The 12,290-nt window shown below is 74.2% G+C and carries 10 protein-coding genes and 2 pseudogenes; 11 read left to right on the forward strand and 1 reads right to left on the reverse strand.

The window, feature by feature from the left end:
* Positions 1 to 155: 155 nt before the first annotated feature.
* From ACQPYX_RS09480 to ACQPYX_RS09490, 3 genes and pseudogenes are all read left to right on the forward strand, one after another.
* Positions 156 to 1,532, forward strand: coding sequence for an FAD-dependent oxidoreductase (locus tag ACQPYX_RS09480; protein WP_433802650.1), 1,377 nt, complete (start codon positions 156 to 158; stop codon positions 1,530 to 1,532).
* Entirely contained in the window at positions 1,529 to 2,992 is a 1,464-nt protein-coding gene (locus ACQPYX_RS09485) for a dihydroorotase (RefSeq protein ID WP_433802652.1), read from the forward strand. Before ACQPYX_RS09480 ends, ACQPYX_RS09485 begins: the two co-directional genes overlap by 4 nt.
* A gap of 60 nt (positions 2,993 to 3,052) precedes the next feature.
* Positions 3,053 to 3,817, forward strand: a pseudogene (locus tag ACQPYX_RS09490) (hypothetical protein); the annotation flags it as partial.
* Positions 3,818 to 3,980: 163 nt separating this feature from the next.
* On the opposite strand, the gene ACQPYX_RS09495 reads toward ACQPYX_RS09490, so the two are convergent.
* The gene (locus tag ACQPYX_RS09495; protein WP_433802654.1) at positions 3,981 to 4,574 is read right to left on the reverse strand and encodes a TetR/AcrR family transcriptional regulator; all 594 of its coding nucleotides are present in this window, start codon (positions 4,572 to 4,574) and stop codon (positions 3,981 to 3,983) included.
* Positions 4,575 to 4,656: 82 nt separating this feature from the next.
* Here ACQPYX_RS09495 and ACQPYX_RS09500 point away from each other — a divergent pair, with 82 nt between their 5' ends.
* The 8 genes and pseudogenes from ACQPYX_RS09500 (at position 4,657) to ACQPYX_RS09535 (ending at position 12,139) form a co-directional block, all read left to right on the forward strand.
* A complete protein-coding gene (locus ACQPYX_RS09500) occupies positions 4,657 to 5,514 on the forward strand; it encodes an aldo/keto reductase (RefSeq protein ID WP_433802656.1) in 858 nt (285 codons plus the stop codon).
* The gene (locus tag ACQPYX_RS09505) at positions 5,511 to 6,164 is read left to right on the forward strand and encodes an alpha/beta fold hydrolase (protein ID WP_433802657.1); all 654 of its coding nucleotides are present in this window, start codon (positions 5,511 to 5,513) and stop codon (positions 6,162 to 6,164) included. Before ACQPYX_RS09500 ends, ACQPYX_RS09505 begins: the two co-directional genes overlap by 4 nt.
* A gap of 13 nt (positions 6,165 to 6,177) precedes the next feature.
* Complete coding sequence (locus tag ACQPYX_RS09510) at positions 6,178 to 6,930, forward strand: SIR2 family NAD-dependent protein deacylase (RefSeq protein ID WP_433802658.1); 753 nt, start codon at positions 6,178 to 6,180, stop codon at positions 6,928 to 6,930.
* Positions 6,931 to 6,991: 61 nt separating this feature from the next.
* Positions 6,992 to 7,945 (forward strand): YihY/virulence factor BrkB family protein, encoded by a 954-nt coding sequence (locus ACQPYX_RS09515; protein WP_433802659.1) that lies wholly within the window; start codon positions 6,992 to 6,994, stop codon positions 7,943 to 7,945.
* A 111-nt stretch (positions 7,946 to 8,056) separates the two neighbouring features.
* Positions 8,057 to 8,239 (forward strand): annotated as a pseudogene (locus ACQPYX_RS09520) (acyl-CoA dehydrogenase family protein); the annotation flags it as partial.
* A complete protein-coding gene (locus ACQPYX_RS09525; protein ID WP_433802660.1) occupies positions 8,236 to 9,045 on the forward strand; it encodes a mycofactocin-coupled SDR family oxidoreductase in 810 nt (269 codons plus the stop codon). The pseudogene ACQPYX_RS09520 and the gene ACQPYX_RS09525, both read left to right, overlap by 4 nt.
* 101 nt (positions 9,046 to 9,146) lie before the next feature.
* Positions 9,147 to 11,522: a xanthine dehydrogenase family protein molybdopterin-binding subunit gene (locus ACQPYX_RS09530; protein WP_433802661.1), complete on the forward strand. Its 2,376-nt coding sequence runs from the start codon at positions 9,147 to 9,149 to the stop codon at positions 11,520 to 11,522.
* Positions 11,523 to 11,578: 56 nt separating this feature from the next.
* Positions 11,579 to 12,139, forward strand: a complete 561-nt coding sequence (locus ACQPYX_RS09535; RefSeq protein WP_433802662.1) for a MarR family winged helix-turn-helix transcriptional regulator — start codon at positions 11,579 to 11,581, stop codon at positions 12,137 to 12,139.
* The last annotated feature ends 151 nt before the right edge of the window (positions 12,140 to 12,290 follow it).

Here is a 12,290-nt window from a genome sequence, read left to right on the forward strand (position 1 = left end):
AGGTCGTACCGCTGGACGAAACACAGGGTTCATCGTCGGGGCGGGTGCCGTCAAGCCGATGGCCGCTCGTCGTTGTGCAGAGGGCTGCGAAGTGCTCTCATGAGTCGGGACGCACCCATCCCGGTGCGTTTCTTCCAGCGGAACGGAGGTCGAGCATGGCGGACGTCGACCTGCTCGTCGCCGGCGCGGGCGGTGGTCTCGCCGGGGCGCTGCGGGCCGCGCAGCACGGCCGGCAGGTGGTGGTCGCCGAGGCGAACCCGCACTTCCGGCGGGGCAACAACACGGCGATGTCGACGGCGATGATCCCGGGGCCCGGCAGCCGCTTCCAGCGCGCCGCGGGCGTCGAGGACTCCCCGGAACGCTTCCTCGCCGACGTCGCCGCGAAGACCCACGGCGAGGCCGAGCCGGTGGTCGCCGGCACCCTCGCGCACCTCGGGGCGGAGCTCGTGGAGTGGCTGGCCGACCACGTCGGGCTGCCGGTCGAGCTCGCCGCGGTCGACTACCCCGGCCACTCCGTGCGGCGCTGCCACACGCTGCCCGGCCACCACGGCTCGACGCTGCTGCGCGGGCTCGCCGACGCCGTGGAGGCGTCGTCGTCGATCGACCTGCTGTGCCCGGCGCGGCTGACGGGCCTCGACCCCGAGGGCGGGTCGTGGCGGGTCACGCTCACCCGGCCCGACGGCGGATCGGAGGAGCTGACCGCGGCGGCCGTCCTGCTCGCGACCAACGGCTACGGCGCCTCGCCGGAGCTCGTCGCGCAGTACCTGCCCGAGATCGCCGACGCGGCCTACCACGGCAGCGAGTACTCGACCGGCGACGCGTTGCGCCTCGGCGGCGAGCTGGGCGCGGCCTCCGGGTTCCTCGACGCCTACCAGGGTCACGCCGGGCTCTCCGCCTCCGCGCGCACCCTGCTGACCTGGACCACCGTCATGAACGGCGCGATCGTGATCGACGCCGACGGGCGCCGCTTCGCCGACGAGACGGTCGGCTACTCGGAGTACGCCGCGATGCTCGCGGGCCGCCCCGGCGCCCGCGGCTGGGTCGTGTTCGACGCCCGGATCGACGCGGCGACCCAGGGGTTCACCGACTACCGCGACGTCGTCGACGCCGGCGCGGTGCGGTGGGGCGCGTCGGTGGGAGAGCTCGCCGACCGGATCGGGGTCGACGCCGCGGTGCTCTACGCGGAGATCGCCGACGCGGCCGCCGTCGCACGGGGGGAGTCGGCGGCCGACCGGGTCGGGCGGCGCACCGTCGCCGCCCCGCTCGAGGCGCCCTACGCCGCCGTCGAGATCGTGCCCGCCCTCTTCCACACCCAGGGAGGGCTCGCCGTCGACGCCGACGCCCGCGTGCTCGACCCCGCCGGGCGCCCGCTCGGCCCGCTCTACGCGTCCGGGGGTGCCGCGGTCGGGATGTCCGGCCACGGCGCGGCCGGCTACCTGGCCGGCAACGGCCTGCTCCCCGCCCTCGGCCTGGCCTACCGGGCCGCCGACCACCTCGCGTCCCTGCTGACCCACCAGGAGGTCCCCGCATGACCCACGACCTGATCCTGCGCAACGTCCGCGTCGTCCGCCCCGGGGTCGACGACGCCCCGCTCGGCGACATCGCCGTCGACGGCGGCCGCGTCACCGCCGTCGGACCCGACCTCGGGACCGACGCCCGCGAGGTCGTCGACGGGCACGGGCAGCTCGCGTTCCCCGGCGTGGTCGACGCCCACCAGCACTGGGGCATCTACAACCCGCTGGACGAGGACACCGCGACCGAGAGCCGGGCGTGCGCGCAGGGCGGCGTCACCACCTCGCTGACCTACATGCGCACCGGGCAGTACTACCTGAACACCGGCGGCCCGTACGCCGAGTTCTTCCCGCGTGTGCTCGAGGCCTCCGAGGGCCGCTCGTACGTCGACTACGCCTTCCACCTCGCCCCGATGCAGGCCGGGCACATCGACGAGATCCCGGCGCTGGTCGACGAGCACGGCGTCACGTCGTTCAAGATCTTCATGTTCTACGGCAGCCACGGGCTGCACGGGCGCTCGAACGACCAGAACGACTTCCTCATGATCCCCGAGGGCGAGCGCTACGACATCGCGCACTTCGAGTTCGTCATGCGCGGCATCCAGCGTGCCCGCGAGGCGCGCCCGGACATCGCGGACGCCATCTCGCTGTCGCTGCACTGCGAGACCGCCGAGATCATGACGGCGTACACGAAGATCGTCGAGCAGGAGGGCCGGCTCTCGGGGCTGGAGGCCTACAGCGCGTCGCGCCCGCCGCACTCCGAGGGCCTCGCCGTGACGATCGCGTCCTACCTCGCGCACGAGACCGGACTCCCGACGATCAACCTGCTCCACCTGTCGTCGGGCAAGGCCCTCGAGGCCGCGATGCTGATGGCGCAGACGTTCCCGCACGTGGACTTCCGGCGGGAGGTGACGGTCGGGCACCTGCTCGCCGACATCCACACCGCCGACGGCGTGGGCGGCAAGGTCAACCCGCCGCTGCGCCCGCGCGAGGACGTCGAGGCGCTGTGGCGGCACGTGCTCGCGGGCGACGTCTCGTGGGTCGTGTCCGACCACGCCTGCTGCAAGGAGGCCACGAAGTTCGGCGACGACCACGAGGACGTCTTCGCGGCCAAGTCCGGCTTCGGCGGCACCGAGTACCTGCTGCCCGGGCTCGTGGGGGAGGGACTGAAGCGGGGGCTGCCGCTGTCGCGGATCGCGGAGCTCACGTCGACCGCGCCGGCGCAGCGCTTCGGGCTCGGCGCCACGAAGGGCGACCTCGCGCCGGGCTTCGACGCCGACATCGCGCTCGTCGACCCCGACCGCTCGTGGGTCGTCGACCCGGCCGACTCCGAGTCGACCCAGGAGTACACCCCGTTCCGCGGGCTGGAGATCGGCTCGACCGTGACCCGCACGATCCTGCGCGGACGCACGGTCTTCGCCGACGGCAAGGTCGTCGGCGAGCCGACGGGGCAGTTCCTCAGGAGGCCTACGGCCTCGTGAGTACTTTTCCGTGCCAGGGCACGGATTTGTACTCACAGGCGCGGAGCGCACATGACGGCGATGGAGGGCGGCGGGCGGTACAACGCCCACGCCTCGGCGCAGGCCGCGTCGGCGGAGTTCGCGCTCGACCTGGTGCGGGCGGCGGCGCGGACCGCGCCGCCCGGGCCGGACGGCACGGTCACCGTGGTCGACTACGGCGCCTCCGAGGGCCGGAACTCGCTGGCGCCGATGGGGGCGGCCGTCGACGCCGTCCGGGGCGCCCGGGGTGACCGGCCGGTCGTCGTCGTCCACACCGACCTGCCGGACAACGACTTCACCTCGCTCTTCCGCACCGTGGCCGACGACCCGGCGAGCTACCGCCGGCCGGGCGTGTACACGGCCGCCATCGGCCGGTCGTTCTACGAGCAGCTGCTCCCGTCCGGCACCGTCGGCCTCGGGTGGAGCTCGATCGCGGTGCACTGGATGCGCGAGGTCCCGGGTCCGCTGGACGGGTTCTGGCCGACCGTCGCCACGGGGGAGCAGGCCGTCGCGTGGGAACGCGGCGCGGCGGCCGACTGGTCGGCGTTCCTGACGGCGAGGGCGACCGAGCTGCGGCCCGGGGCGCGGCTCGTCGTCGTCAGTGGCGCGGCGTACGGCTCCCCGCGGCGTTCGGGCGCGGAGCCCGTGATGGAGGAACTCGCCCGCGGACTGGCGCTCCTCGTCGAGCGCGGGGTGCTCTCCGCGGCGGAGCGGGACGCGATGGTGGTGCCGGCCTGGTACCGCACCGAGGCGGAGTGGCGGGCCCCGCTGTCCGCCGACCTCGGCCTGGTGCTCGAGCGGTACGAGTCGGTGGAGCTGGGCGATCCGCTGTGGCGCCAGTACGGGGCCGGCGACGACTACGCGCGGGCGGCCGCGGCCGCGATCCGGGTGTCCTTCGGCCAACCGCTGCTGCAGGGACTGGAGCCGTCCCGGCGGGCCGCGGTGTCGGCCGCGCTGTTCGACGAGCACCTCACGCAGGCGATCGCCTCGGCGTCGTCCGGGCCGTGGTTCGACTGGCGGCTGGCGGTGATGTGCTTCGCGCAGCGCACACCACCAGGTCCAGCAGCCGCCCCGTCCGCGCCCGGTCATCGGCGCCCTGCAGGGTGACGAACGTGCCGACGAGCAGCGTCACGACGTCGTCGGGCTCGATCCCGGGACGCAGCGACCCGTCGGCCGCACCCGCCGTCAGGAAGGTCCCGACGACGGCGTCGACCTGCTCGCGCGTCCGCAACGAGGTGAGCGATCCGTCGGCGACCATCGCGCGGAACGTGTCGGCCATGCCGCGCTTGGTGAGGACGAACTCGGCGTAGCGGTCGAGCCAGGCGCGGAAGGCGGTCGCCGCGTGCGGGCCGGGGTCGACGTCGCGGCACAGCGCCTCGAGCTCGGTGCGGTAGACGGCCTCGACGAGTGCCTCGCGGGTGGGGAAGTGCCGGTAGAGGGTGCCGATCCCGACGCCCGCGTCCCGCGCGATCTTCTCCAGCGTCGGGTCACCGCCTGCTTGGAAGGCGCGGGCCGCCGATTCGAGCAGGCGAGCGCGATTCCGCTCGGCATCGGCGCGGGGCATATCTGGAGGCGCCTCCGTTTCGGGTGTAGCGTCGTCGGTGCAACCGGAGGCTACTCCGGATCGGCCGACGAGAGGAGTCGGGATGGGTCCCGGAGGTACCGCGAAGCTGGGGGAGCACGAGGTCGCGCGGGTCGGGTACGGCGCGATGCAGCTGCGTTGGGCGGGGAGCGACGACGAGCCGGTCGCCGTGCTGCGCCGCGCCCGCGAGCTCGGCGTGGACCACGTCGACACGGCCGAGTTCTACGGCGACGGCGTGGTCAACCGACGCATCCGCGCGGCGCTCGCGCCCTACGACGACGTCGTGATCGTCTCCAAGGTCGGCGCGGAACCGGCGGACGGCGAGATTCCGCTGCGGCTCGCCCAGCGCCCGGAGCAGCTGCGGGCCCAGGTGGAGGCGAACCTGCGCTCGCTCGGGGCGCCGCGGCTCGACGTCGTGAACCTCCGCCGCGCCGACGCCCCGCCCGGGCTCGTCGCCGAGGGCGACCAGGTCGTCGACCTCGACGACCAGCTCGCCACGATGACGGCCCTGCGCGACGAGGGGAAGATCGGCGCCGTCGGGCTCTCCCACGTGTCGGCGGACCAGCTGCGCCAGGCCCTCCCGTCGGGGATCGTGTGCGTGCAGAACGCCTACTCGCTGGTCGACCGCTCGTCGGAGGACGTGCTCGACCTCTGCCGTGACCACGGCATCGCCTGGGTGCCGTACTTCCCGCTCGGGGGCGGCTGGCCCGGTCAGACACAGGTGACGTCGCTGCCGGCCGTGCAGTCGGTCGCGGAGCGGCTCGGCGCGACCCCGTCGCAGATCGGCCTCGCCTGGGTGCTCACCCGGTCGCCGGAGACCATGGTCATCCCGGGGACCCGGTCGGTCGCGCACCTCGAGGAGAACGTCGCGGCCGGGTCGGTGTCGCTGTCGGCGGAGGACCTCGCGACACTCGACGCGTGACCCGGATCGTCCTCGTCCACGGCGCCGGCGGCGGCTCGGCCTACTGGTCCCGCGTGCTGCCGCTGCTGCCCGACGCCGTGGCCGTCGACCTCCCGCCCGAGGCCACCACCTGGGAGGAGTGCGTCGACGCGCTCCGCACCGACGAGCCCGCGGTGCTCGTCGGGCAGTCGATGGGCGCCTTCGTCGTCGCCCTCGCGGCCTCGCGCTTCCCGACGAACGCGGTGGTGCTGCTGGCCCCGATGGTCCCGGCGCCGGGGGAGACCGCCGGGGCGTGGTGGGACGCCACCGGGCACGCAGCGGCCGCCGCCGCCGGCGCGCAGGCGCAGGGACTCGACCCCGCCCTCGTCGTCCCGGGGCCCGGGTTCGACGTGGACGTGACGTTCCTGCACGACGTGCCGCCCGCGGTGCTGCCGGAGCAGCCCGAGCCGTCGTGGCCGCCGGACGCGCTGTTCGACGCGCCGTTCTTGCTCGGACGATGGCCCGACGTCCCGACCCGCGTCCTCGCCGCCCGCGACGACCGGCTCTTCCCGCTGCCGTTCGTGCAGCGTCTCGCCCGGGAACGGGTCGGCGTGGAGGCCGAGGTGCTCCCGGGCGGGCACCTGGTGGCGCTGGCGCAGCCGGACGCGGTCGCCCGGGCCCTGCTCGCGTGACACGGTGGAACGCATGCCGGATGACATCGAGCGGGCCCGCGAGCTGATCGCCCGGGCGCAGCGGATCACCGTCCTCACCGGCGCGGGCATCTCCACCGACTCCGGGATCCCCGACTTCCGGGGCCCCGAGGGCGTGTGGACGAAGAACCCGAAGGCCGAGCTGATCTGGAACATCGACAACTACCGCGACGACCCCGAGGTCCGTCGGGAGGCGTGGCGGGAGCGGCTCGACCACCCCATGTTCGCCGCGGTCCCGGGGCGGGCGCACGAGGCGCTGGTCGAGCTCGAGCGGTCCGGCAAGCTCCTCGCGCTGCTCACCCAGAACATCGACGAGCTGCACCAGAAGGCGGGGTCGTCCCCGGACCTGGTGGCCGAGCTGCACGGGTCGAACCACGGCACGGTCTGCCTGGGCTGCGGGGCGGTGGCGCCGATGGCCGAGGCCCGCGACCGCGTGCGAGCCGGCGAGGACGACCCGCGCTGCGTGCACTGCGGCGGCATCCTCAAGGCGACCACGATCATGTTCGGCGAGATGCTCGACGTCGACGTGCTCACCCGCGCCCGGGACGCCACGCTGGCCTGCGACCTGTTCCTCGCGATCGGCACCTCGCTCGGTGTGCACCCGGCGGCCGGGCTGGTGGACGTCGCATCCGCCGTGGGCGCCGAGGTGATCATCGTGAACGCCGAGCCGACGCCCTACGACCCGATCGCCTCCGTGGTGCTGCGCGGCGGGATCTCGGAGGTGCTCCCTCAGGTGCTGCGCATGTGAGCACTGTCCGTGGTCGGAGCCACGGACAGTGCTCACGGGCGCGCAGCGCACACTGGCCCCCATGATGCGGCTGGGCACGGCACGACGACGGGTGGCCGGCGCGCCGTCGGTCCGCCGGCTCGTCCGCACCGTCGGCCGCTACCGCGACCGGGACGGCAACCACCATGCCGCCGCCCTGACCTTCTTCACGCTGCTCGCCCTGGTGCCGCTGTTGATGCTGGCGGTCGCCGTGACCGGGTTCGTGCTCGCCGCCGACGGCGTGGTGCTCGCCCAGCTGGATGCTGCGCTCGCCGTCGCGCTGCCGGTCGGGGCGTCCGGTGCGGTCGGCGGGGTGGTGCACACCGTCGTGGCCGAGCGCGGTCGGCTCGGGGTGCTCGCCTTGGCCGTCGCGCTGTTCTCGGGGTGGAGCTGGATCGCCCATGTCCGCGACTCGGTGACGGCGATGCTGGGGCAGCCGCGGCCGAGGGAACGGCTGTGGCGCACCGTGCTGTCCGACGTGGTGACCCTGTTCGGCATCGGGGTCGCCATGGTGCTCTCGTTCGCGTCGGCCGCCCTGAGCGGGCGGATCGGCACGTGGGTGCTCGAGGCGCTCGGGCTCGGCGGCACCCTCGGCGCGCGGGTGCTGCTGACGGCCGGGTCGATCGTGGTCGGCCTGCTCGCGAACTGGGTGGTCGTCGGCTGGTGTCTCGCGAAGCTGCCGCGGGTCCGGCGCCCCGTGCGGGAGGTCCTCCTGCCGGCTGCGGTCGGAGCCCTGGGGCTGGCGGCGCTGCAGCAGCTCGGCGGCCTCTACCTCGCGCTGCTGACGCACTCACCCGCCGTCGCGACCCTCGGCGCCCTGGTCGGCCTGCTCCTGTTCGTCTACACGCTGATGCGCTGGCTGCTGCTCGTCACCGTCTGGAGCGCGACCTCGGCGAGCGACCCGGAGACGACGACGGCGGAGGGTCTGCGCCGCGCCGGCGGGACGCTGGCGGTCGGCGCCTCGGCGGGCCTCGTCGGGAAGGTGCTGCGCATGTAGGTGTGCTCCGCACCTGTGAGTACTAACCCGTGTCAGAGCACGGATTAGTACTCACGAGCGCGGAGCGCACCTGGTACGAGCAGCCCGTCGACCAGCGTCGTGGCGAAGCAGAACACGGTCATCGACCGATGCCTGCAGCTCTTCGGCGGCTACGGCTACATGGAGGAGTACCCCATCGCGCGGATGTGGCGGGACGCCCGCGTGCAGCGCATCTACGGCGGGACGAACGAGATCATGAAGGAGGTCGTCGGGCGCGCGCTGCTCGCCGGCCCCTCCCCGCGGCGGACCCCGTGAGGCGGCTCGCGGGCCGCGTCGCCCTCGTCACCGGCGCGGCCCGCGGACAGGGCCGGGCGCACGCGCTGCGTCTCGCCGAGGAGGGCGCCGACCTCGTCCTGCTCGACGTCTGCGACGCCGTGGGAGCGCTGGGCTATCCGCCCTCGACCCCCGACGATCTCGCGGAGACCGTCGCCCTCGCGGAGGCGGCCGGCGCCGGGGTCGTGGCGCGGCAGGCGGACGTCCGCGCCCTCGACGCGGTCGAGGCGGCGGTCGCGGCCGGGACGGACCGGTTCGGTCGGCTCGACGTCGTGGTGGCCAACGCGGGCATCAGCGCCTGGGGCCGGCTGTGGGAGATCACGCCCGAGCAGTGGCAGGCGGTGCTCGACGTCAACCTCACCGGTGTCTGGCACACGCTGCGCGCCACGATCCCGGCGATGATCGACGCCGGTCACGGAGGGTCGATCGTCACGATCAGTTCCGTGGCCGGGCTGAAGGCGCTGCCCGGGCAGGCGCACTACAGCGCGAGCAAGCACGGCCTCTTCGGGCTGACGCGCACCGCCGCGCTGGAGCTCGCGCCCTACGGCATCCGCGCGAACTCGGTGCACCCCTGGGCGGTCGAGACCGCGATGGCCCACGACGATGACCTGACGGCACTGCTGCGTGCCGAGCGGCACTACCTGCGGTCCTTCGCCCAGGTCCTCGACGAGCCCCGCGTCGCGGCGCCGCGCGACATCGCCGACGCCGTCGTGTGGCTGGCCTCCGACGAGTCCCGCACGGTCACCGGGGTCGCGCTCCCCGTCGATCTCGGCTCGACGACGGTGTGACTGCGTCCTGTGAGTACTTCTGACGGTCATCACCGTCAGAAGTACTCACGGGCCTCCGGCACCTTGCGTTCGAGCGCACTCGAAGGCATAGCGTCAGGTCCGTGCCAGGATCCATTCTCGGAACCGCCGTCCGCCGCGTCGAGGACCCGGAGCTGATCCGGGGTCACGCCACCTACGTCGACAACATCGTCCCGCCGGGCGCGCTGCACGTCGTCTTCGTGCGCTCGCCGCTCGCGCACGCGCGGATCGAGGACGTCAGCGTCGACAAGGCCCGCGAGGCGCCCGGCGTCGTCACCGTGGTGACCGCCGACGACCTCGCCGACCTGCCCGATCACCGCCCGTTCATGGTGCTCAACGACGCCTGCGCCCGGCCGCTGCTCGCGCGCGGCAAGGTCCGGTTCGTCGGCGACATGGTGGCGGCGATCGTCGCGACGACGAAGGCCGAGGCGGTCGACGCCGCCGAGCTCGTCGAGGTCGACTACGACCCGCTCGAGCCCGTCGTCGACCCGGAGGCCGCCCTGGCCGCCGGCGCCCCGCTGCAGTTCGAGGAGCTCGGCTCCAACCTCGCCGCCGGGATGCGCGACGCCGACGACGTCGACCCGCTCGCCGACGCCGAGGTCGTGGTCCGCGCCCGGATCGTCAACCAGCGCCTCGCGGTCGCGCCGATGGAGGGCAACTCGGTCACCGCCGAGCCCGCCTCGGGCGACTACGACGCCACGATCCACGTCTCCACCCAGATGCCGCACGGCCTGCGCGACCAGGTCGCGAACCAGTGGGGCTGGGACCCGCAGCGCGTCCGCGTCATCGCCCCGCACGTCGGCGGCGGCTTCGGCGGCAAGGCCGGCATGGCGCCCGAGCACGCCGTGGTCATCGAGCTCGCCCGGCGCCTCGGCCGCCCCGTGACCTGGACCGAGACCCGCAGCGAGAACCTCACCGCCATGCCGCACGGCCGGGGTCAGGTGCAGTACGGCGAGCTCGGGCTGCGCCGGGACGGCACGATCGTCGGCCTGCGGGCCCGCGTCGTCGGGGACGCCGGGGCCTACGCCGGCTTCGGCGGCGCCCTCGCGCTCGGCCCGACCCGCAACATGGCCCAGGGCGTCTACCGCATCCCCGCGATCTCCTACGGCGCCGCGGCCGCGCTCACCACGACGACGCCGATGGGCGCCTTCCGCGGGGCCGGTCGCCCGGAGGCCGCCGCGATGCTCGAGCGGCTCGTCGACATGGGCGCGGCCGAGCTCGGCATGGACCCCGCCGAGCTGCGCCGCCGGAACTTCCTCGCGCCCGACCAGTTCCCCTACACGACCGTCACCGGCTCGCTCTACGACTCCGGCGACTACGCCAAGCCCCTCGACGAGGCGCTGGGCCTGGCCGGGTACGACGAGCTCCGGGCCGAGCAGGCCCGTCGTCGGGACCGCGGGGACCGGGTGGTGCTGGGGATCGGCCTCGCGGTCTACGTCGAGGTCACGGCGGGTGGCGCCGCGCAGGAGTACGGGAAGGTCTCCGTCGACGACGACGGCGGGGCGACCGTCGCGGTCGGCACCTCCGGGCACGGGCAGGGGCACGCGACGTCGTTCGCGATGATCGTCTCCGACCGGCTCGGCATCCCGATGGAGCGCATCCGCTTCGTCCAGTCCGACACCGCGACGGTGCCGCACGGCGGCGGGACCGGCGGGTCGCGCTCGCTGCAGCTGGCCGGTTCCAGCGTGCTCGTCGCCGCGGACACGGTGCTCTCCCGCGCCCGCGAGGTGGTCGCGTCGGTCTTCGAGGCGGCGCCGGAGGACATCGCGGTTCTCGACGACGGCTCCGTGGGGGTGTCCGGGGTCCCCGGCCGGTCGATGTCGTGGGCGGAGGTCGCCACGGCTGCGCACGAGCAGGGGGTGTCGCTGGCCGAGGCGCGCGACGAGTCGCAGCCCGGCGCGACCTACCCCTTCGGCGCGCACGTGAGCGTCGTCGAGGTCGACCTGGACACGGGTCGGGTCACGCCGACCCGGCACATCGCGGTCGACGACTGCGGCCGCGTGCTCAACCCGACGCTCGTCGCCGGCCAGCAGCACGGCGGGCTGGTCCAGGGCATCTCGCAGGCGCTGTGGGAGGGCTTCTCCTACGACGACGAGGGCAACCCGACGACCGGCTCGTTCGCCGCCTACCTGCTCCCGACCGCCGCGGAGCTGCCGACGTTCGAGGCCGCGTCCACCGAGACGCCCACCCCGTACAACCCGCTCGGGGCGAAGGGGATCGGCGAGGCGGCGACGATCGGCTCGACGCCGGCGGTGCAGAACGCCGTGGTCGACGCGCTCGCCCACCTCGGGGTGCGCCACGTCGACATGCCGCTCACGCCGGATCGGGTCTGGCACGCCATCCGCGACGCCGAGACCGGCACGCTCGCCGAGCCGTGGTCGGAGCCGCCGGCGGTCTTCGCCACCCTCCCGGTGCGCGGGGCCTCGGCCGACCCGGAGGCGGCGTCGGTCGACGTCTGACCACGACCTGGCGCGAACGGCCCCCGGCGGCGGGGCCGTTCGGTCAGGCTGGGGGCATGGAGGAGCCCGAGCACCTCGCGCGGTACCGCGCGTGGCGTGAGGCGGGTGACGAACTCACGGGGTTCGTCCTCGACGACGTCGTCCCCGTGGTCAACCGGCTCCGGCTGTTCACGGCCGCCCGGCTCGGCCTCACGGTGCACGAGCTGGCCTGCCTGGACCTGCTCCGGCAGCGGGGACCGCTGACGACGGAGACCCTCGCCGACCGCACCGGGCTCACCCGCAGCGGTCTGTCGCGGATGCTCCGTCGTCTGGAGCGGGAGGGCCACGTGGCCCGCGGTCCCGACGACACCCACGCGCAGCGGATCGTCGTCACCCTCGTGCCGCACCAGGAGCGCGACGACGCCGCGGCCGAGCTGCGCTTCGTCGTGCGGTCGGCGATGGCGGCCGCGGCGTCGGAGGCGGGGCTGCACCGCCGACGCGAGCTCGCCGGGGCCGCCGTGATCATGCGGATCCTGAGTGGATGCCTGTTCGATGCCGCTCGACAGGCGAGCGACCGGCTCACGGGGCGCCGACGGTATGCGCAGAGGATGCGCGGATCACCGCGTGTGATCGACTGACACCGTGCGTGACGCGGCTCCTCGGACTGCTGCGTGGATCCGATGCCGACGGCATCGGTTCTGCGGTGTGCTCCGGAGGGCGAGGCGACGGTCGGTGGTCGGTTGGCACCTTGCGTGACGCGGCTCTTCGGACTGCTCCGTGGATCCGGTG

This window comes from Actinomycetospora sp. CA-084318 (assembly GCF_050955885.1).
Classification (GTDB): domain Bacteria; phylum Actinomycetota; class Actinomycetes; order Mycobacteriales; family Pseudonocardiaceae; genus Actinomycetospora.

Bases quoted from the DNA above. Each gene is read 5' to 3' on its own strand.
- ACQPYX_RS09485 (WP_433802652.1), top strand. From the start codon at position 1,529: ATGACCCACGACCTGATCCTGCGCAACGTCCGCGTCGTCCGCCCCGGG.
- ACQPYX_RS09535 (WP_433802662.1), top strand. From the start codon at position 11,579: ATGGAGGAGCCCGAGCACCTCGCGCGGTACCGCGCGTGGCGTGAGGCG.
- ACQPYX_RS09515 (WP_433802659.1), top strand. From the start codon at position 6,992: ATGATGCGGCTGGGCACGGCACGACGACGGGTGGCCGGCGCGCCGTCG.
- ACQPYX_RS09510 (WP_433802658.1), top strand. From the start codon at position 6,178: ATGCCGGATGACATCGAGCGGGCCCGCGAGCTGATCGCCCGGGCGCAG.
- ACQPYX_RS09500 (WP_433802656.1), top strand. From the start codon at position 4,657: ATGGGTCCCGGAGGTACCGCGAAGCTGGGGGAGCACGAGGTCGCGCGG.
- ACQPYX_RS09495 (WP_433802654.1), bottom strand. From the start codon at position 4,574: ATGCCCCGCGCCGATGCCGAGCGGAATCGCGCTCGCCTGCTCGAATCG.
- ACQPYX_RS09480 (WP_433802650.1), top strand. From the start codon at position 156: ATGGCGGACGTCGACCTGCTCGTCGCCGGCGCGGGCGGTGGTCTCGCC.